Raw genomic sequence first — 19111 nt, 5'->3', positions numbered from 1 at the left:
TTGAATTCTTTTTTGATCATATTTGGTAAATCATAAAAATTCTAAAACAACCCATGAAATCGATCATGACGCTAGTTAGACTGAGGTAGCTAATTAGCAATCCTGAAAGATTTTAAATGACACCTAAAAACAATTATAAAAACATGAAAAAACTTCTTGGAGTAATGCTTGTCCTGCTGGCAATGAATACTGCCTATGGACAGCGGGCAGGCGGATTTAGATTTCAAATGGATTTGGGCGCCGCAGTGCCAAAAAATGGGGGAATCGGAGCATTGGTAAATTTGGAACCCCAGATTTTGGTGAAAAACAACATCGCGGTAGGACTTAGACTTGGTGTGGCAGGACTTGCTAAGGATGTAACCTACTACGACATTTCAGAAGATTACGAGGGAGAAGTATCTGGCAATGCCTCGGTCACAGGAACTTTAAACTATTATTTCAACAAAGGGAACAGCCGGGTGGCTCCATACATCGGGGTGGGATTTGGATATTATGCACTCAGCAGCATTGACCTGGAAAACACCGACATTAATGAGGACGAAGTGGGAAATTTGGAAGCTGACTTTGCTTGGGCTCCTATGGCAAGAGCAGGTATCGAGCTTGGAAAATTCAGAATCGGGGCCGAATACAACTTTGTTCCTACAAGTAACCTGCAAAATGTGAGTGGGACTGTGATCGGGGAAGCAATCAATGAGTACTTTGGTTTTACGCTTGGCTTTTTTGTCGGCGGAGGAAAATGGGGTAAATAATTTCCTTCAAGGTTTTACCACAGAAAAAAATGGCGGTTGAGAATTTTTCTCAACCGCCATTTCTTATTTCTAGCGTAAACGCGTTTAACCTTTCGCCCCTGCCAAGAGGTACAATACGGCCATCCGTACGGCAACTCCATTTTCAACCTGATCCAGGATGATGGACTGCTCGGAATCCGCCGCATCCGAACTCAATTCCACTCCACGGTTAATGGGTCCAGGGTGCATGATTATGATTTCCTTATTGAGCGATTGGAGCATTTTTTTATTGATTCCGTAGTAAAGCGAATATTCCCTCAGACTAGGGAAATACTTGATCTGCTGACGCTCCAGTTGGATTCTTAGCACATTGGCCACATCGCACCATTCCAATGCCTTTCTTACGTCCAATTCAACTTTTACCCCAAGGCTGGAAATATACTTGGGCAAAAGGGTAATCGGTCCACAGACCATGACCTCAGCTCCTAGCTTCTGCAGGCAAAAAATATTGGAAAGGGCTACTCTGGAGTGTAGAATATCTCCAATGATGGCGATTTTCTTGCCAGCCAGATCGCCGAGTTTTTCCTGCATGGAAAATGCATCCAACAATGCTTGGGTCGGGTGCTCATGCGTTCCGTCGCCGGCATTCACGATGTTCGCTTTTACATTTCGGGAAAGGAAGTGTGGCGCTCCAGGACTGGCGTGACGCATCACGACCATGTCTACTTTCATCGCCAAAATATTGTTGACCGTATCGACGAGGGTTTCCCCTTTTTTTACCGAACTGTTGGAAGATGAGAAATTGACTACATCGGCGCTAAGTCGCTTCTCCGCCAGTTCAAAAGAAAGCCGGGTCCGGGTGGAGTTTTCAAAGAAAATATTGGCAATGGTAATGTCGCGAAGGGAAGGAACTTTCTTGATCGGTCGGTTGATCACTTCCTTGAAATTGGCTGCTGTTTCCAGAATCAGGCGGATATCTGTCTCAGTGATGTCCTTGATTCCTAGCAGGTGTCTGGTGCTGAGTTGCGACATGATTAGCTTTTATCTTTCTCTGTGATCCAAATTGCATCCTGAGGGAAGCCCTGTTCGGCCCATTCCACGATGACGTGCTGACTGTCGAGGGTATTTACTTTTACCCCGACGTAATCGGGCATGATCGGAAAATCCCGGGTAAGTCTACGATCCACCAACACCATCAATTCCACTTTTTGAGGACGACCGAATGCAATCATTGCATCCATCGCTGCCCTTACAGACCGGCCCTTGTAGAGCACATCGTCTATCAGAATGACTTTCTTTCCTTCGACTAAAAAATCAATTTTGGTCTCGTTGGCTTTGAGCGGAAAGTCTCTTCTCCTGAAGTCATCGCGGTGAAAGGTCGCATCCAAATAGCCTGAAGGCACTTCAATTCCGGAGATTTCCTTGAGCAAGGCTACGATTTTGTCCAAAAGGATGGTTCCTCGGGGCTGAAGGCCAAGAATCACGGTATTTTCGAAATCGTCGTGATTTTCGATGAGTTGATAGCAAAATCGTTTTAGGGTGATGGCGATCTGCTGCTGATCGAGTACAAGCCGCTTTTGCATGGGATGGATTTGCGCGTAAATATAGAAAATAAAACTAGTCCTGTTCTTTCTCCAACTGGTACAAATCCCCGTCCACAAGAATTTTACTCATAAAAAACACATCCCTGATTTGCTCCCTACCGTCAGGTCCCAAAGACCGGATGGTTTGCTGTCCGGTCAAAATAAAGTACCTATCGTACCAATGCACTAACCTAAGGGAAGCAAAATCTGTATTTCGGATACGTTCATTCTCATCCAACAATTCCAGACCAAAATTCTCATGCTCAAAAACACGCTCCCCATTTCTGAAAAAACTGGCCTTGATTTGATCATTTTCGACATAGAGGTGATAGAGATCATTGCCCACTACTGCAATTTCCCCGAAAGGTTCTGGATATGTGGTCGTAAAATCATCGTATCTGGCCGAGTTGTCCCAAATTACCTCACCGGACTTAGCCACTTTCACAAAATGTGCAGAAACATACTGGTACTCCGAAGTCAGGCCATAGACCTGTGTAGCCATATTGGGTGACACAAACGGATCCATATAATAAGGGGCATATCCCATCCGGTTGATTCGGTCATACCTGTAGGAATTGTTTGGAGCCAATCCAGATGGGCGACCGCTTCGGCTGGTAATAAGGTTATATTGATCAAAGTAAACGTAATACGCATCCTCAGTCTGGCGAACATCCCGGATAGAATAGGTATTTCTGATAGATGGGATTTTTGATTTTTCCAAGTCTTCGAGGATTTCCATATCCCGCTTCAACTTCTGCTTTTCTCCCAGGTAATTGTAGAAATTCGGAAAGTCCTCGAGCGTGTACAGCTTGAACTCATATTCTCCAAACTCATTGATTTCCATGATGTACATACCTTGATAGGAACTTCTTCCGTTTAGACCATAAGATCCGATCATCACCTGTTGGTAATTTTCATCCGCCAATAGCAGCCCCTCAAGAATCTCCTGCCCAGGTTCACCGAACTGGTCAACCTTCACTTCACGGACCAAATTGCCCTGCATGTCAAAGGTAATAATGGAAGTTTCCAGGTCCCTGTATTGGCCCTTTCGACTGACTACAACCTCCAATGCCTCCAATTCGGGCATTTTTCGTATCTGCAAAACATTCGTATTGTTTCCATACACCCCCTGCACGGTGCGGATGCTTTTATCATCCAGGTCATAAAGTTGAAGTACCGGTCTGCCCTCCGCGCTTCCCATAAAAATTGCTTTGCGCTTTTGTACCAAAAACTCCACAAGTTCAACTTCGAGGAGGTTTTGAGCAGGAATTTCAAATCCCACATTAGACTCCAGATTTACCTGCAAAATGTATTTGTCGGCATTGGCAGTGAGGCCTTTGGCCATCAAGACAAACAGATTGTTCCCGTCTGTATCATAGCCCACCATTTCATAACCTGACTTTATACTGAGTTCCTTTATTCCAGAAGATTTGAGTTCGGTGTCCGAAACGAGGTATTGAAAAACTTTGGCGGAGGAGAAACCCCTGGCCTGATAAGTTCTAAAAGAAACCAATCCATTGGGAATCCTCATCATCTCAAATAAAGGATCGTACGGGTCTCCCTGGATTTCAAATCTGGACACAAACTTCACCTGCGCTAAGGCATTCCAACCTAAAAGGATGAAAATCAATAATGGCAAAATCTTTTTCATTGAGCCAAAGCTAAGATCAGATTGAACTCTTCCTTGGTAACAGACATCACAGAAAGCCTCGACTGCCGAAGCATCAGCATTTCCGAAAGACGATCTTCAGACTTGATCACTTCCAAACTCACCGGATTTTTCAAAGCTTGTTTTACTCTCAGTCCTACCGCTACCCAAGATTCGTCCTTTGGATCAGGAAAGGCCTCCTGAGAAACTTCTGCCATGCCTACAACGGCTTTGTCTTTTCCACTGTGATAAAACAATACGGGATCTCCCAATTGCATCTCTTTCAGAAAATTTCTCGCCTGATAATTCCTCACGCCATCCCACACATCCTGTCCTTTTTTCACAAAGTCATCCCAGGAATACGAGCTGGGTTCCGTTTTGACCATCCAGTAGTTCATGCGTTGGATACAGTTATTAGTTTTAGGTTATTGGGTATCTGGGGTAAAAAGCTGGGCGGATCAAGGCAGCCTGTTTACCAGCTTGCGTTTTGACCACAACACTGGAAAATTACGGCCTAAAACCCACATCCAACATTCTGCATCAATCATCCGGCAATCAGCATTACCCCTTCGACATAAGATAACCCAAAGACCTTTAAATTGAAACAATAATTAAAGACATTTGTCTGAGTACTGACACGAAATTCTTACTGGTTTGGATCATAAAACGATATTAAAAAAGCTAAAGCTGAGTATCCAACTGATGGAACTCCATGATGAAAACCCCTTTAAAATTCGGGGGTACCAAAGTGCCCTGACCTCCCTGGAGCGTGGGGATCAGGACATTATGGAGCTTAGCGACGCCGAACTATCCCAGATCAACGGGGTCGGAAAAAGCGTTATCGAAGCCATCCAAAACCTTAAGTCCACCGAAACATTTCCCTTGTTGGATCAATTGGTCGGAAAAACACCGGCTGGAATTTTGGAAATCCTGCAGATCAAAGGCCTTGGCCCCAAAAAGGTCAAGACACTTTGGGAAGAACTGGGCATCACCTCCACGCATGAATTGATGGAGGCTTGCCAAAGCGGAAAAGTAGCCCTGATCAAAGGATTCGGGGAAAAAACCCAGGAAACCATCATCCAGAATCTGGAATTCAAAGCCTCAACTGCCGGGAAGTGGCTGTATGCGGATGTGGAAGAACTCGTCAATCAGTTTGCTAATTCCTTGTCCCACCTGCTTACCCATTCCGAGTTGGCCATCGTAGGGGATTTTGCGAGAAAACTTGAGATTATCTCTGAAGCTGAAATTCTGATCGGATCGGAAGGACTCGCTCCGATCAAATCCCACCTGAGCACCTTAGAACCTATCGAGTGGAATTGGCAGCTTTCCGGTCCAAAAACCTGGAAAGGGAAATTCCGGGATCATGACTTGGACATCGTTTTTCACTTTTGCTCCAAAGCTGATTTTCCTTGGAAAAAAATGGCTTTCTCCGCCTCCAAAGCCCACTTATTGAGTTTTGTTGATGACTCAGAAACCATAGCTGAAAAACTGATCAAGCGAAATTATCACTCCGAAGAGGAATTTTTCGCTAAAAATGAGCTCCAATTTATTCCCTCAGAAATGCGGGAGGGTTTTGGAGAAGTAGAACTGGCCAAGGACCGAAAAATTCCTGTATTGCTGGAGGAATCGGATCTCAAAGGAATTCTGCACAACCACTCCACCTACAGCGATGGCAAGCACAGCTTGAGACAGATGGCCGAATACTGCAAATACTTGGGGTATGAATACCTGGGAATAGCGGATCACAGTCGGACAGCAAGCTATGCCGGGGGCCTGGAAATCGAAAAAGTTCTGAAGCAGCATGCCGAAATTGACGAGCTGAACAAAGAATTAGCTCCATTTCGCATTTTCAAAGGGATTGAAAGCGACATCCTAGGAGATGGAAGTTTGGACTATCCCGAGGACGTATTGGCAAGTTTTGATTTTGTGGTTTCATCGGTTCACTCGGTTCTGAATATGGATATCCATCGCGCGACTGAGCGACTGCTTCGTGCCATTGCCAATCCTTACACCACCATATTGGGTCATCCGACCGGCAGGCTTTTACTTCGAAGAGAAGGCTATCCGATCGACCATAAAGCCATCATCGACGCCTGCGCTGAGCACAAAGTAGTCATCGAAATCAACGCCAATCCCTGGAGACTCGACCTCGATTGGAGATGGGTAAACTACGCCTTGGAAAAAGGGATAATGCTCGCCATCAATCCTGACGCCCACGAAATGGAGGGCTATGCCGACATGAAATACGGCGTACTGGTCGGGAGGAAAGGCGGGCTAACCAAAGAAATGACATTCAATACGCTAAGCCGGGAAGAAATTGCTGCTTACTTTGCAAAGCGAAAAGCAAAAATACAGTAGGCAATTTTCAGTGATCAGTTAGCAGAATCGAGAATTTGAAATTATATCTATTCTCTTGCTTCTTGTTTCTCAAATCTTGCTTCTCCCCTCTTGATACCTGATACTAAAATCTAGATACCACCAAATGAAATGGACTGACCAGCCCGAGCCCGTATTACTTCAAAGAGCCTTCCTTTTTGGCATTACAGGAATTATCCTAGGTACACTTTCGATCCTTAATTCCATTTATCACATTTTGGAAGCTCCCATGGGTCCGCTAAACGGAGCGAGTCTTTTGCTCCAGATCATTGGCTTGAGTCTGGCAGTTCTGGTTTTGAAAAAAAGGAAGCTCGCTCAGGAGTACAAGGAAAAGTCCCAAATGATGATCGTGGTCCTGACAGTTGCCTTGCTGTTTTTTATTTTCTCACTCTGACAGGAAAAAAATCAAAAAAAAGAACGCCTGAAATCAACTGATTTTCAGGCGTTTTATTTTATAGGATAAAATTTTTAACTTTTTTTTCAGAACCCAACGCAACCATTTTTTTAAGCCCTGCATCTACCTATTTGAAAGCCAACCGGAATGTTTAACAGATCCAATTTTTCAACTGAAGAAGGACTTATCAAGGGATGCCTCAAGGGTGATCGGTCAGCCCAGCGTCACTTGTACGATTCCTATTCAGGGAAATTTCTGGCCATCTGCATGCGATACCTCAAGGATCGCGAACATGCCGAGGATGTGATGATCGAAAGCTTTATGAAAATCTTCGAAAAGCTTCCCCAGTTTCAGTACAAAGGGAGTTTCGAAGGCTGGATGAAGCGGATCGTCGTCACTCAGGCACTCATGACGTTGAGAAGCAACCGTCATCTGATGATGGAAGTCAATCTGGAAGCCGAGTACGAATACGGCGACCACCATTACGAACTGACTCACCTGGAGGCAGCCGAACTGATGGAACTGGTACAAAGCCTTCCGGTTGGATACCGCACCGTCTTCAACCTCTATGCGATTGAAGGCTATGCACATCAGGAAATTGCGGATCTGCTGGGCATCACCGAAAGCACGTCCAAATCTCAACTCAACCGAGCTCGAACAGCGCTCAAAGAAAAAATTGCCAGTCTGCAACCCAAAACCAAGACGAACCATGGCTAAGACAAACGAACAATTCGACCAGCATTTCAGAGAAAAGCTGGAAGGACATCGGGAAAAACCAAGTGCACTCGCCTGGGAAAGGCTCGAAAGCCAACTCCCAAAAGAATCCAAATCCACTTTTGGAATCTGGTGGGCAATCGCTGCCTCGGTTACTGCCTTGTTGGTGGCCAGTTACCTGTTTTGGCCAAGGGAAGAAGGACTCTCTGAGGAAAACCTGATGGCAACAAAGACCGAACTGCCGGAAGTAATCACTCCAAAGTCCACTGAACAAGCGGAAACTTTGCAAGTGCCAACTCCTCAAACTGAAGAAAAAACCGAAACCACAATACCATCGAGTCAGCCTGAAGAAAAGCCTGCGACCAATACGAAAACTAAACCAACTCCTGCACCGGCATTGACTCAGGCTCCTCAAAACCTGATTGCAAAGGCTGAAAACCCACAAACAGTATCTCCAAAATCAGAAACAATTCCTGAACTCAAGACCGAAGAACTTCAGGTAACCATCCCCGAACTGAAAACCCCGGAAATCCAAAAAACCGTAGCCGAAGCGAAACCTCAGACCGAAGATGAGCCGCTTTACCGGGTGAGTATCTACTCCGATGGGGTCAAAAAAGGAGAACCTGCCAACAAAAATCTGATCACCGAGCTCGGCAAGACTGTAGGCCAGGTGGAAGGATTGCTGGGAAAAGTGGATGACGGACTGATCAGCATCCAGGACAAAAAAGACAACCTCTTCGCTACACTCACAAGCAAGAAAAGCCAAGCGGACGAAAAACCTTAAAACTAAACCAACCCACTTCTTTTAATCGAATCAAAAAATGAAAAAATACCTGCTTTTATTTTGCCTGATGGCACTTGTTCAGGTCGCTTTTGCCTCAGACCTGAAAGACAACCCAATCCTGACCGAGAGCTTGGTCATGAAAGACAGCGTGGTAGTCGAATTCGGAAAATCCGGAAAAGTCGTCATCATCGTGGAGTCCAAAGAGGACTTCGAGAAACTCAAGCTTATGAACATCAACCAGATCATAAGCGAGCTGGATCTGGAGGAAAACAAAGAAACCGGAGAACTGACCATCGTCGAGATCCGCAAGCGTGACGGTTCCGTCAAAGAAGTAGTCAAAGTCTATGAAGACGGTGCGGAAACCGAAGTCAACGTGGCCGGGGTAAGAGTCTACGTTGACGAATCCGGTGAAAATACCCGGGTAAAAGTGGAAACAGGACCCAAAAAGAACACAGATCCTCCTTTCCGATCCTACTTTACTATGGACTTGGGCGTCAACAATTACCTGGAGGACGGCGATTTTCCAACCTCAGACGAACCCTATGCAGTCAAAGGCTGGGGAAGCTGGATGGTAGGCATGAACTGGATGGCTGCTCAGCGAATCTCCAAAGGCTTCCACTGGAACTTCGGAATCGGATTTCACTTCTATAATTTCAAGTTTGAAAACAGAGATTATCAGGCTGTAAGAGGTGAGGACGCCATCGATTTTATCCAAAGAACTGATGTGGATGGATTCAAGAGTAAAATCTCCTCTTCCTACCTGACTGCCACTACCATGCTGGAACTGGACTTTGGGCAAATGAATGATCAGGGCAAAAGAGGAATGAAAATCGCTGCAGGACCATATATCGGTTACCGGTTGGGAGGACAGTCTAAATATGTGTATGAGGAAATCGGTGGTTCAGGCCGTCAGAAAGACAAAGAAGCTACTGGACTTTACCTCGAAAACCTTCGATACGGTATCCGTGGGGAATTGGGCGTCGGACGAGTGAAGTTCTTCACTACCTACGATTTGAATGAACTGTTCCAGGAAGGAAAAGGTCCAGCCCTCAACCCGATCACTTTTGGGGTTGTATTTTAAGAAAACAACGGGGAGAGCAATCTCCCCTTTTTACCTGCTTTTATACTAAACCAACTCTATGAAACCGCTCAGCTTAACCGCGCTATTATTTACCCTTCTTTCCTTCTCTGTTTTTGCTCAGGAAAAGACCGCCATGGAAGGCGAAAAAACGAAGGTTTACACCATGTTTGGCAAAACTTGGCAAGTCACCAAATTCTCAGATGGATCCAAAACCTACGAATGGGATATCGAAGACATCGATTACAGTGATTACAAAGACCACAAGCATTCCAATTTCTCAACCAATTTTCTGGAACCGGAAGTCGGAATCAACATTTGGCCTTTAGATAAAGGGGCCCCTGAAGTAAAGCCTTGGGGAAGCTGGTATGTAGCCCTGAACACTACCGGCACCTGGAAGCCTAGCAAAAATTTCCACCTCAAATCCGCCTTGGGCGTGAATTGGTACAATTTCAAGTTTGAGGACACAGATATCATTGCTGTAAAGACTCCCGATGGAATTGAATTTCAGGAATTTGACGAGGGAGTAGGTACTAAATCCAAAATCTCCGCCTCTTACGTTAATGTCACCCTTGTTCCAACTATTCGTACGAATGACGGGAATTTCAGAGTAGGATTAGGTGGCTATGCCGGCTTAAGAATTGGTGGCAGAGGTAAGTTCGTCTATGACGATGCCGAAGGAGAAGAGAATAAACTCTTCGAAAAATCGAATATGTATGTCGATAATGTACGCTACGGACTCCGATCTGAAATCGGCATCGGGGACCTGACCCTCTTTTTCAATTATGATCTGAATGACCTTTTCGAACCAGGAAAAGGTCCTGAACTCCAGGCAATGAGCTTTGGAATCTTAGTAGACTAATCTTAATCATCACTTACCATGAAAATCCTATACACCAAACTATCACTGGCAATCGTCCTGATGCTAATCGCATCGGCTGCTTTTGCCCAAAATGTCCTTGTGGACACCAAGAAAACCTATCCCGGTATCAAACGAATTGAGGTTGAAAGCGGCTGGCTCAATGTCAGCTATAAAGGAGGTACAGACTCCCAAGTGGCTGTGGAAGCTTATCTGGAATCCAATGACACAGATCAGGACATTGTGTTTATCACTGTTGGAGATGTCTTGAAAATCACCCACACCAAAAAGCAAAACTCCTACAACTGGAATTCCAAAAACAAGGGATACATCAACATCACCGGTCCGGAAAGTATGGCTTTGGACGTCAGAGGAAGCTCAGGAAACCTCACTGTCGATAAGATCAGCAGCGAAAACACCTCTGTCAGAGTATCCTCAGGCAATGTCACCGCCAACAATGTGACCGGAAATCTGAACATCAAAGCTACTTCCGGCAATCTCAATGTCAACGGGGTAAAAGGAAACGTCACTGGAGGAGTCACTTCAGGAAACGCCAATTTTGTCAACGTAACCGGAAATGTGGATTACGAATCGACCAGTGGTTCGGTAGATGCGGACGGAATATCAGGTGAATTCAATGTATCACTGACCTCCGGAAATGCCAAGCTGAACAACATCGGGAAATTGGGAATGCTTCAGTTTACCTCAGGGAATATCCGGGCAACCAATGCAGGACTGGGCGAAAACACCCGTTTCAGCGGAACTTCCGGAAATTTCAATGTCCAGACCGGGTCCAACCTGAAAGAATTCAACTTCTCACTCAAAGCTTCCTCAGGCAACCTAAAAGTAGGCGGCATCAACACCGGAAAATCTTTGGAAATCGACAATGGTGCGCCGAATTGGGTGAAAGGAAACATCACCTCCGGGAACATCACCATCGTGAATTGATGAAAATTTGAGATTTGAGATCAACCTCGAATCTCAAATCTCCGATTGATCAGGCCGGGAAGCTTCTCTGATAAGTTCCCGGTCTTCTTTTTTTAGCCTCATCAAACGGGCCATCCGGTCGGGACTTGGTTTTCCCAAAGAAAAGAAAACCAAGGTCACTGCGAAAATTACTGTAAAAATCGGATTCTTACTGAGCAGCAGTCCTACTGTTGCCAGGATCGAAACCAAAAACAGGATCAAAAATCGCCTCTCTGTTGCAGCACAGTAGGTTTTTACTTTTTCCAAGAGTTCATCCTGACTGAAGGATAGCTTTATTTTTTGATGAAAAAGAACATAATGTGCGGCCAAAATCATGGAGGTAAAACCAGCCAGAAACCACACAAAGAATCCTGACATTTGGGGCAGATTCCAGTTAATATTTCCGGAATTTTGGTAGAGATATACCAAACCAAAAGCCGGCAAAGCCAAGATCAGCAGGATCATTGTCAGACGCTCGGTTTGCCGGTATACGCGGCGGATTTGCTCAATTTCCAAAATAGAGGTATTTATTCGATGGTGATTTTGATGTCGTCGGTAAGTGGTCTTGAAACGCAGCAAAGTACATAACCCGCCGCAAGTTCTTTCTCACTAAGTCCTGCATCCTCGTCCATCTTCACCTGACCTGACAATACTTTTCCGCGACAAGCAGTACATAAGCCACTCTGACAGCTGTAAGGCATATTGAGTCCAGCCGCCAATCCTGCTTCCAGCACGGTTTTTTCCGGACTTACGGTCACGAGGTGCTCCTGGCCTTCCAACACAATTTTCACATCCCGGGACAGGATCCCTTTGTTGATCCCTGCCAGAGCCTCTTCATGTGCCTGATGGGCAGCGGCAGAATAAAAGCTCTCGTGATGAATGCGCTCCTTATCTACCCCCAATTCTTCCAGGACTGTGCGAGTGGTTTCCATGATGCCTTCGGGGCCACAGACGAAGTAAACTTCCTCGTAGCGCTCCTCATATTCCGCTTTTGCAAAAAGCTCTTTCAGCAAGGACGGTGAAAGTCTCCCTTTCAGTCCATTCCAGTTTTCAGAGGGTTGGCTTAGATTATGGATGACTTTCAGACGATCGGAATTCGCTTTTTCCAGGAGTTCCAGTTGATTTCTGAAGATAATCTGTTCCTCATTTCTGCTGCTGTAAATCAGTGTAATGATCGAATTGGGTTCATTGACCAGTACTGACTTAAGAATCCCCATGATCGGAGTAATGCCACTTCCTCCAGCAATCAGAAAAAAATGTCTTCTGTTTTTAGAGTGAAATTCAGTGGTAAAATTTCCCAAAGGCTTGAGGACGTTGATCGTTTTGCCGGGGAAAATCTTCTCATTCAGAAAATTGGAAAAAAGTCCCCCAGTAACACGCTTCACGGAAATACCTGGAAAAGGATCCACAAAAGGAGAAGTGCAAAGGCTGTATGAACGGCGCTGTTCTTTTCCTTCAAAATCCATAACCAAAGTCAAAAACTGACCCGGCTTATACTCCAAAAAAGGCTCCGGCTGCTCAAAATAAAGGGTTACAGTATCCTCCGTTTCCCTCACTACCTCACGCACTTTCAGAGGTAAGTAGGGATTTACCTTCACTTCCTCTTTCTTTTTCTTGAATAAATTGAACATCTGGAATCTTTCTGAGCTGTTATTCGGCTGCAAAATTAAACCCCGGTTTGGGATAATTGTACTGTAGTCCGAGAATTTCCCCATCAAAACCCTAAATGTCGAAAGTAAGTTTGGTTCATAAGGATAATTATCTTTTCCAGTCCCCGATTTTGAGTCTAATACCCTAAATTGCGCCTTCCGAAAATCGGATCTGAATCATCTTTGCGAAGCAAAATCAATATAAAATGGAATTATCTGCCCTGACCGCCGTCTCCTCAGTGGATGGTCGCTATGCCGGCAAAACCGCCCCGCTCCGGGCTTTTTTCTCAGAGTTTGCCCTAATCAAATACCGTGTGCATGTGGAGGTCGAATACTTCATTGCCCTGTGCCAGCTTCCTTTACCCCAGCTAGCCGATTTTGACCACAGCCTTTTTCCTGCATTGCGCAACATCGTGAAGCACTTCAGCCTGTCAGATGCCGAGTGGATCAAGATGACAGAGCGAACCACCAATCACGACGTGAAAGCCGTGGAATATTTTCTGAAGGAAAAGTTTGATCAACTTGGACAGCAAGCATACAAGGAGTTTATCCATTTTGGACTAACTTCTCAGGATATCAACAATACCGCAACTCCCCTGATGCTGAAAAACGGACTTCAGGAGGTGATTTTACCCCAACTCGAAGAAGTGATCGAGAAACTGGCAGATCTTGCAGATCAATGGGGTGAGATTCCGATGCTGGCAAAAACCCACGGACAACCTGCCTCTCCTACCCGACTGGGTAAAGAAATTGAGGTCTTCGTGATTAGATTGAAAAAACAACTTGAACTCCTTGAGCAGGTGCCTTATTCCGCAAAGTTTGGAGGAGCTACAGGCAACATGAATGCGCACGTGGTTGCCTATCCAGACTTTGAATGGAATGAGTTTGCCTTCACTTTCGTGGAAAACTACTTGGGACTAGAGCGCTCTTTCCCAACCACCCAAATCGAGCATTACGACAACCTGGCTGCGACTTTTGATGGATTAAAACGCATCAATACCATCCTGTTGGACCTCTCCAAAGACGTGTGGCAGTATGTAGCGATGAATTACTTCAAGCAAAAAATCAAAGCCGGTGAAGTAGGTTCCTCAGCCATGCCCCATAAGGTCAACCCGATAGATTTTGAAAATGCAGAAGGAAACCTGGGAATCGCCAATGCCCTCCTGGAACATTTGGCAGCGAAGCTTCCAATCTCCAGATTACAACGGGACTTGACCGACAGCACCGTATTGAGAATCATCGGAGTACCTTTGGCACACATGCTAATTTCTCTGGAATCCCTGCAAAAAGGATTGGGCAAGTTGGAATTGAACCGAGCCGCGATTGATGCGGACTTGGAGGAAAACTGGGCTGTGGTGGCCGAGGCGATTCAGACCATTTTGCGAAGAGAAGGATTTCCAAAACCTTACGAAGCCCTGCGCGATCTGACCCGAACCAACTCCAAAATCACCCAGGAGTCCATCGCCAATTTTGTGGATGGTTTGCCGATTTCCCATGAATTAAAAGTGGAATTGAAGGCAATTACACCATTTAATTACACCGGGATTTAATTTTCAGTTTGCAGTATTCAGTGATCAGTTTCCAGTGCCTACTGCCTACTGATCACTGCTTACTGGTCACTGGCCTCTGCCTACTGATTTTTCGCTAGAAAAATCTCAGCCATCATGCATCTGACACTGCCTCCGCCCAACTTTTCGATCGTTGGAATGGATGGACTGATGATGGTCGTATACTTTTCAATTTGTTGAATCTGTCCCACATTCAGTGAATCCAAAGCAGTCTGGGACATCACGGTAAACTTTTCCCCTCCATCATTGCCTACCTCAAGCATATTGCCGGCAAAATTGAATTTCTGCTTGGGGGTGATGGGAATTACCTTTTTACCCGATCGGGTTAAGGATTCCTGAACAAGTCGACGGTCAAATGCTTTTGCAATGCTGTCCAGACAGACCACGGCAAGGTTAGTCCCAACATGCATCATCACATTGGTGTGATAAATCGGGCTGACTTTACCTTGAACCTCCTGAACCGCCTCAAAGCCGACCACTTGATACCCTAGAATTTTAGCCACGTATTCCAGGGGAAGCGGATGGGTTCGATCCGAATAACAGGCATAAATCACCTTTGCCTGATGGTCCAAAACCATACTTCCTGTCCCTTCCAGGAATTGATGGCTCTCTTCAAAAAAACTCAAATCAATGATCTCATTCACCTTAAATCCCCTTTGCATTAGCTGCTCGATGATGTCTTTTCTTCGCTCCAACCTGCGATTTGGAGAAAACATCGGATAAAGAATCACCTTTCCGTCGGGATGTGTGCTGAACCAATTATTTGGAAAAACCGAATCAGTTTTTTTAGGAACGGCTGAGTCGTCAATCACCAGGACATTTACCCCCTGATCTCGAAGCATCGCCACCATTCCGTCAAATTCCTTTCTGGCTAATTCCCGGATATCCTCGGCAGATCGCTCATCCACTTTCTGGTAAAAGTTATTCCCGGCCGTTTCGGGATTGAAACCAAAATTGGCAGGACGAACCATCAAAAGTTGAGAACTGGTTTGCATACTTAGTTTTTTGCTGGAAAGCGATAAAGAACCGGCAGGATGTTAAACCGCTTTTCACTGATGGTATAATAGGCCTTGCCATCCGGCTGAAAGCCAATCGCCTCTCCTTGCGGTTCCGGCACATAAGGCAATTCTTTCGGCGTACGAGATAGCGCTTCCGCAACTGATTCCCCTTTTTTGCGCTCCCAGAAGAAAACTTTAAAGTAATTTTTGATCAGGATTTTACTTCCATCCTGACTGATATCCGCTGCGGTCGAGCTGGTAAAAGGCAGCTTTCCCATTTCCTCCGCAACCACACCTGACTTTCCAAAATCGCCTGATTTGAGACGAAAAAGCGTGTTTTGGCTGTCTCTTTTTGAAACGACAAATATGTCTCCGGAAATCGGATCAACGAAAAGGCTTTCGGCATCCATCGCTCCAGCCGGATAAGTAAAAGTCAGGATTTCGGGCTTTACCCCAACTTCACTTTTGAATCTATCAGGCTCCTGAAACCTGAAAATCTGCACCGATTGGTGGACACCGAGGTTATCTCCTATTTCAGCTACATAAACGAAAGATTTATCACCAGGTCCAGGGGCCACAGCGATATCTTCCCAATCCCGGTTTTCTACACCTTCCAGATTGATTTTCCCTATTTCATTCCCAAGCGCATCCAGGACAAAAACAGCGATTTCCCCTCCGCTGTCTGTGTGGGTATAGAATTTATCCGGATGCTTTTTGGAGAAAGCCAATCCACTCATTTCTTCCAAAACAGGATTTTCAACCGTTCGAACAGGGATTCCGGAAAGATATACCGAATCGGGAATATGCTGTGCAAAAGTTGATAGGGACAGAAAAAACAGAAAAGGAAGTAATTTGTACATTGGCCTAGAACAGAGTGAATATGCGGGAATTGGCAGTTTTTGGTAAAAAAAGGGCCAATCCAGTCCTGTAAATTTGGAAAAGTTATTTCAAAACGAGCGAGTCATGGATCCTATTTTAAAGAAAATGAATTTCAAAGCGGGAATGAAAATCGGGGTTTGGAATGTCCCAACGGATTTGGAATCCCTTATTGAAACTTGGCGGAAAGAAGGTTGGATGGCCGGTTCAAATGAAAAACCGAACTTCCTGCTGGCATTTGTAGAAACGGAAGAAGAGGTTGGGAAAATTTTTCCCCAACTGCATTCCCTATCTCCTGAGGATGAAATCCTATGGATGGCCTACCCTAAAGGAACTTCCAAAAAATACAAAGCCCAAATCAACCGTGATTCGGGCTGGAAAAAAGTTGGGGAACTTGACTATGAGGTCGTTAGACAAATCGCCATCGATGCGGACTGGTCTGCCTTGAGATTCCGAAAAGTGAAATTCATCAAGACCATGACCCGGAAATTCAGCACTAAAGATCAGTAGGCAGTAAACAGAGTTCAGTAGGCAGTCAATGCAAACTGCCTACTGATCACTGCTAATTGAAAACTAGATTTTGAAGGGTAATTCGTAAATCCGCTTCCCGGTCAGTTTATACACCGCATTAGCCAAGGCAGGGATAAAAGGTGGAACGGGAGGCTCTCCGACACCGGTTGGTTTTTCCATACTGGGCACGATATGTACTTCAATCTTCTTCGGTGCCTGAGGCATTCGGATGATCTGATAGGTGTCGAAGTTGTTCTGTTGAACCTGACCGTTTTCGAAAGTGATTGCCGAGGTCGTTGCCAAACTGGTCGCAAACTGGGCACCTCCTTCAAACTGGGAACGAATCCGATCGGTGTTTACCCCGATTCCGCAGTCCACTGCATAATGTACTTCAGGAATGGTGATTTTTCCTGCGGCATCTTTTTCCACCAGCACCACGCAGGCGACATAGGTCAGGAAGCTCTTGTGAGCCGCAAAGCCGACTGCTTTCCCAGCTGCAAGATTTTGCTTCCAGTTGGATTTTTCAGCGACAGTCTGGATGACTTTTTTCATCCTGCCGGTATTCCAGGGAAAGTCTTCGATTTTCTCCCCGTAATTTCCATAGTCACCCACCATTTCACTGGCAAAGGATAGATTCTTATCCTCACCTAGCAGCTGAAGTGCCTGATCGACTGGATCGAGACCTCTGGCTTCAGCTATCTCATCCAACATCGTACAGATCGCAAAGGCATGGTGAATGTTACTTACAGAGCGGAGCCATCCAACCCGGGTATGTGCAGAGGATTCATGAGCCTCGATCTGGATATTGGGCACTTCATAAGGAAAATCCCGAGCACCCAGATCCAATTCCCCGTCTGAGGGTGGAGCAGGAGTATTGGAAGATCCGATGGCCGGGAAAACGGTATGGTGATTCCATCCCGTTAGATTTCCGGTTTTGTCCAAAGTCGCCACAATACGCTGTGCGCTGTGCGAATGGAAGAAATCATGGTGAAGATCATCCTCACGGGTCCACTGAACCCGAACCGGAACTCCAGCTGCTTTGGAAAGGACTGCTGCTTCAGCCACAAAATCAGGCTTGGACTTCCGCCCAAAACCACCTCCCAACAAGGTCACATTCATTTTCACCTTGGCCACATCAATCCCCAAGGCACCGGCAACTGCTCCTCTTGCCCACTGCGGATGTTGGGTTGGAGCCCAGACCTCCACAGATCCATCGGCTTTTGCATCAGCAATTGCTGCTGGCGGCTCAATTGTGGAATGAGCATAAAAAGGAGCCAAATACGTTCGTTCAAGCACTTTTCCGGAGGCAGATTTTGCCTGGTTAAAATTTCCACGGGCACGCTTTACCGTACCTTTTCCTGCAGTACTTTTCAACATTTCCTGCAATTGGGCAGCTGAATTATAGGTTTGATTGGGACCTAGGTCCCATTCGATTTCCAAGGCTTCCCGTCCTTTGATGGCTGCCCAGGTATTTTCCGCCAAAACGGCAATCCCCTCCAAGGGCTTATCCAAACCTGCAGGAAGTCCTGGCCCGTCTATTTTCACAACCTTCTTTACTCCGGGAATGGCCAATGCTTTTGCATCATTAAATGAAACCACCTTCGCACCGACTACAGGACTTCGACGAACGACCGCAATCAACATGTTGGGAAGATTGACATCCGCTCCGAAAACCGCCTGACCCGTAGCAATGGTCTTGGCATCGTAGATCGGAACATCCTTGCCCACCAGCTTGTAGCTGGAAAATTCCTTCATCGTCAGTGCTTCCGGTTTGGGCAATTCCATGGTTTTTATTTTCTCCACCAGATCTCCAAACGGGATTTTCTTACCAGACTCCTTCAAAATGACATGGCTGGCTTCGGTATCACATTCGGCCGGTGTCACACCCCACTCTTTGGCAGCGGCCTCAACCAGCATGTGACGGGCAGTAGCGCCAGCCTTTTTCATTGGCTCGTAAAACATCCTGACGGAAAAAGAACCGTCTGTATTTTGGTTGCCGTATTTTTCCTCGTCTCCCTCGGCCTGAACGATTTTCACCAGGCTCCAATCTGCTCCCAATTCATCTGCCACGATCATGGGCAGGGAAGTCCGGATTCCGGTTCCCATTTCAGAGCGGTGCGCCACGATGGTGACGATATTGTCCGAACCGATGGTGACAAAGACATTCGGAGCAAAGGTGATTACTTCCCCTTTGGGTCCACTGCATTGGAAATTGACTCCCAGGACAAATCCTCCTGCGGCTAAGGAGCCGATTTTGAGGAAATCCCTTCTCGAAGGCATGAAAATCTCACTGCGATCTGCTGTACCGAGCGAAGTGGAAGTATCCGTCTTCTGCTTTTTCAAAAATGGCAATTTAGGCATCATATGCTTGCTGATTTAG

Annotated in this window: 19 protein-coding genes; 10 read left to right on the top strand and 9 right to left on the bottom strand. The window is 45.8% G+C overall.

The window, feature by feature from the left end; translation table 11 throughout:
• The first annotated feature begins 143 nt into the window (after positions 1-143).
• A complete protein-coding gene (locus tag D0X99_RS05760) occupies positions 144-749 on the top strand; it encodes a porin family protein (protein ID WP_119476967.1) in 606 nt (201 codons plus the stop codon).
• An 84-nt stretch (positions 750-833) separates the two neighbouring features.
• Here the strand turns inward: D0X99_RS05760 and D0X99_RS05755 are convergent, their stop codons facing one another.
• From D0X99_RS05755 to D0X99_RS05740, 4 genes are read right to left on the bottom strand one after another with little or no spacing between them, the layout of a single operon-like run.
• Entirely contained in the window at positions 834-1760 is a 927-nt protein-coding gene (locus D0X99_RS05755) for an aspartate carbamoyltransferase catalytic subunit (protein WP_119476691.1), read from the bottom strand.
• A gap of 2 nt (positions 1761-1762) precedes the next feature.
• Positions 1763-2311, bottom strand: coding sequence for a bifunctional pyr operon transcriptional regulator/uracil phosphoribosyltransferase PyrR (pyrR, locus tag D0X99_RS05750; RefSeq protein ID WP_119476690.1), 549 nt, complete (start codon positions 2309-2311; stop codon positions 1763-1765).
• Positions 2312-2345: 34 nt separating this feature from the next.
• A complete protein-coding gene (locus tag D0X99_RS05745; RefSeq protein WP_119476689.1) occupies positions 2346-3962 on the bottom strand; it encodes a transcriptional regulator in 1617 nt (538 codons plus the stop codon).
• Positions 3959-4357, bottom strand: a complete 399-nt coding sequence (locus tag D0X99_RS05740) for an EVE domain-containing protein (RefSeq protein WP_119476688.1) — start codon at positions 4355-4357, stop codon at positions 3959-3961. Before D0X99_RS05740 ends, D0X99_RS05745 begins: the two co-directional genes overlap by 4 nt.
• Positions 4358-4613: 256 nt before the next feature.
• On the opposite strand from D0X99_RS05740, the gene polX reads away from it, so the two are divergent.
• The 7 genes from polX (at position 4614) to D0X99_RS05705 (ending at position 11112) form a co-directional block, all read left to right on the top strand.
• The gene (gene polX, locus D0X99_RS05735) at positions 4614-6317 is read left to right on the top strand and encodes a DNA polymerase/3'-5' exonuclease PolX (protein WP_119476687.1); all 1704 of its coding nucleotides are present in this window, start codon (positions 4614-4616) and stop codon (positions 6315-6317) included.
• Positions 6318-6441: 124 nt separating this feature from the next.
• Positions 6442-6729: a hypothetical protein gene (locus tag D0X99_RS05730; protein ID WP_119476686.1), complete on the top strand. Its 288-nt coding sequence runs from the start codon at positions 6442-6444 to the stop codon at positions 6727-6729.
• A 147-nt stretch (positions 6730-6876) separates the two neighbouring features.
• Positions 6877-7446 carry an RNA polymerase sigma factor gene (locus D0X99_RS05725; RefSeq protein WP_119476685.1) on the top strand — a complete coding sequence of 190 codons (570 nt, stop codon included), beginning with the start codon at positions 6877-6879 and terminating at the stop codon, positions 7444-7446.
• Complete coding sequence (locus D0X99_RS05720; RefSeq protein WP_119476684.1) at positions 7439-8227, top strand: hypothetical protein; 789 nt, start codon at positions 7439-7441, stop codon at positions 8225-8227. The genes D0X99_RS05725 and D0X99_RS05720 overlap by 8 nt, the downstream gene beginning before the upstream one ends.
• 37 nt (positions 8228-8264) lie before the next feature.
• The gene (locus D0X99_RS05715; protein WP_119476683.1) at positions 8265-9308 is read left to right on the top strand and encodes a porin family protein; all 1044 of its coding nucleotides are present in this window, start codon (positions 8265-8267) and stop codon (positions 9306-9308) included.
• A gap of 58 nt (positions 9309-9366) precedes the next feature.
• The gene (locus D0X99_RS05710; RefSeq protein ID WP_119476682.1) at positions 9367-10167 is read left to right on the top strand and encodes a hypothetical protein; all 801 of its coding nucleotides are present in this window, start codon (positions 9367-9369) and stop codon (positions 10165-10167) included.
• 18 nt (positions 10168-10185) lie between these two features.
• Positions 10186-11112 carry a DUF4097 family beta strand repeat-containing protein gene (locus D0X99_RS05705; RefSeq protein WP_119476681.1) on the top strand — a complete coding sequence of 309 codons (927 nt, stop codon included), beginning with the start codon at positions 10186-10188 and terminating at the stop codon, positions 11110-11112.
• 33 nt (positions 11113-11145) lie between these two features.
• Here D0X99_RS05705 and D0X99_RS05700 read toward each other — a convergent pair whose 3' ends face one another.
• Together D0X99_RS05700 and D0X99_RS05695 are read right to left on the bottom strand one after the other, a co-directional pair.
• Positions 11146-11595: a hypothetical protein gene (locus D0X99_RS05700; protein ID WP_119476680.1), complete on the bottom strand. Its 450-nt coding sequence runs from the start codon at positions 11593-11595 to the stop codon at positions 11146-11148.
• A 62-nt stretch (positions 11596-11657) separates the two neighbouring features.
• The gene (locus D0X99_RS05695; protein WP_119476966.1) at positions 11658-12761 is read right to left on the bottom strand and encodes a ferredoxin--NADP reductase; all 1104 of its coding nucleotides are present in this window, start codon (positions 12759-12761) and stop codon (positions 11658-11660) included.
• Between the two features lie 224 nt (positions 12762-12985).
• On the opposite strand from D0X99_RS05695, the gene purB reads away from it, so the two are divergent.
• Positions 12986-14329, top strand: a complete 1344-nt coding sequence (gene purB, locus D0X99_RS05690; RefSeq protein WP_119476679.1) for an adenylosuccinate lyase — start codon at positions 12986-12988, stop codon at positions 14327-14329.
• Between the two features lie 80 nt (positions 14330-14409).
• Here purB and ctlX read toward each other — a convergent pair whose 3' ends face one another.
• Positions 14410-15342: a citrulline utilization hydrolase CtlX gene (gene ctlX / locus D0X99_RS05685; protein WP_233553661.1), complete on the bottom strand. Its 933-nt coding sequence runs from the start codon at positions 15340-15342 to the stop codon at positions 14410-14412.
• 2 nt (positions 15343-15344) lie between these two features.
• On the bottom strand, positions 15345-16205 hold the full coding sequence (locus tag D0X99_RS05680) for a hypothetical protein (RefSeq protein WP_119476678.1): 861 nt from the start codon (positions 16203-16205) through the stop codon (positions 15345-15347).
• Positions 16206-16308: 103 nt separating this feature from the next.
• Here D0X99_RS05680 and D0X99_RS05675 point away from each other — a divergent pair, with 103 nt between their 5' ends.
• A complete protein-coding gene (locus tag D0X99_RS05675) occupies positions 16309-16731 on the top strand; it encodes a hypothetical protein (RefSeq protein WP_119476677.1) in 423 nt (140 codons plus the stop codon).
• 63 nt (positions 16732-16794) lie between these two features.
• Here the strand turns inward: D0X99_RS05675 and D0X99_RS05670 are convergent, their stop codons facing one another.
• Positions 16795-19095, bottom strand: coding sequence for a xanthine dehydrogenase family protein molybdopterin-binding subunit (locus tag D0X99_RS05670; RefSeq protein ID WP_119476676.1), 2301 nt, complete (start codon positions 19093-19095; stop codon positions 16795-16797).
• Positions 19096-19111: the final 16 nt, after the last annotated feature.

The organism is Algoriphagus lacus (genome assembly GCF_003583985.1).
GTDB classification, from domain to species: Bacteria; Bacteroidota; Bacteroidia; order Cytophagales; family Cyclobacteriaceae; genus Algoriphagus; species Algoriphagus lacus.
The sequence above is the reverse complement of the archived record's forward strand: the minus strand, read 5'-3'. Positions and strand labels throughout refer to the sequence as shown.

What these genes read in the sequence shown, in the direction of transcription:
- D0X99_RS05695 (WP_119476966.1), bottom strand. Translation starts at nt 12,761, where the DNA reads ATGTTCAATTTATTCAAGAAAAAGAAAGAGGAAGTGAAGGTAAATCCC.
- D0X99_RS05705 (WP_119476681.1), top strand. Translation starts at nt 10,186, where the DNA reads ATGAAAATCCTATACACCAAACTATCACTGGCAATCGTCCTGATGCTA.
- ctlX (WP_233553661.1), bottom strand. Translation starts at nt 15,342, where the DNA reads ATGCAAACCAGTTCTCAACTTTTGATGGTTCGTCCTGCCAATTTTGGT.
- D0X99_RS05720 (WP_119476684.1), top strand. Translation starts at nt 7,439, where the DNA reads ATGGCTAAGACAAACGAACAATTCGACCAGCATTTCAGAGAAAAGCTG.
- D0X99_RS05745 (WP_119476689.1), bottom strand. Translation starts at nt 3,962, where the DNA reads ATGAAAAAGATTTTGCCATTATTGATTTTCATCCTTTTAGGTTGGAAT.
- D0X99_RS05760 (WP_119476967.1), top strand. Translation starts at nt 144, where the DNA reads ATGAAAAAACTTCTTGGAGTAATGCTTGTCCTGCTGGCAATGAATACT.
- D0X99_RS05675 (WP_119476677.1), top strand. Translation starts at nt 16,309, where the DNA reads ATGGATCCTATTTTAAAGAAAATGAATTTCAAAGCGGGAATGAAAATC.
- purB (WP_119476679.1), top strand. Translation starts at nt 12,986, where the DNA reads ATGGAATTATCTGCCCTGACCGCCGTCTCCTCAGTGGATGGTCGCTAT.
- D0X99_RS05730 (WP_119476686.1), top strand. Translation starts at nt 6,442, where the DNA reads ATGAAATGGACTGACCAGCCCGAGCCCGTATTACTTCAAAGAGCCTTC.
- D0X99_RS05755 (WP_119476691.1), bottom strand. Translation starts at nt 1,760, where the DNA reads ATGTCGCAACTCAGCACCAGACACCTGCTAGGAATCAAGGACATCACT.
- D0X99_RS05725 (WP_119476685.1), top strand. Translation starts at nt 6,877, where the DNA reads ATGTTTAACAGATCCAATTTTTCAACTGAAGAAGGACTTATCAAGGGA.
- D0X99_RS05670 (WP_119476676.1), bottom strand. Translation starts at nt 19,095, where the DNA reads ATGATGCCTAAATTGCCATTTTTGAAAAAGCAGAAGACGGATACTTCC.
- D0X99_RS05710 (WP_119476682.1), top strand. Translation starts at nt 9,367, where the DNA reads ATGAAACCGCTCAGCTTAACCGCGCTATTATTTACCCTTCTTTCCTTC.
- D0X99_RS05740 (WP_119476688.1), bottom strand. Translation starts at nt 4,357, where the DNA reads ATGAACTACTGGATGGTCAAAACGGAACCCAGCTCGTATTCCTGGGAT.
- D0X99_RS05700 (WP_119476680.1), bottom strand. Translation starts at nt 11,595, where the DNA reads ATGATCCTGCTGATCTTGGCTTTGCCGGCTTTTGGTTTGGTATATCTC.
- pyrR (WP_119476690.1), bottom strand. Translation starts at nt 2,311, where the DNA reads ATGCAAAAGCGGCTTGTACTCGATCAGCAGCAGATCGCCATCACCCTA.
- D0X99_RS05715 (WP_119476683.1), top strand. Translation starts at nt 8,265, where the DNA reads ATGAAAAAATACCTGCTTTTATTTTGCCTGATGGCACTTGTTCAGGTC.
- D0X99_RS05680 (WP_119476678.1), bottom strand. Translation starts at nt 16,205, where the DNA reads ATGTACAAATTACTTCCTTTTCTGTTTTTTCTGTCCCTATCAACTTTT.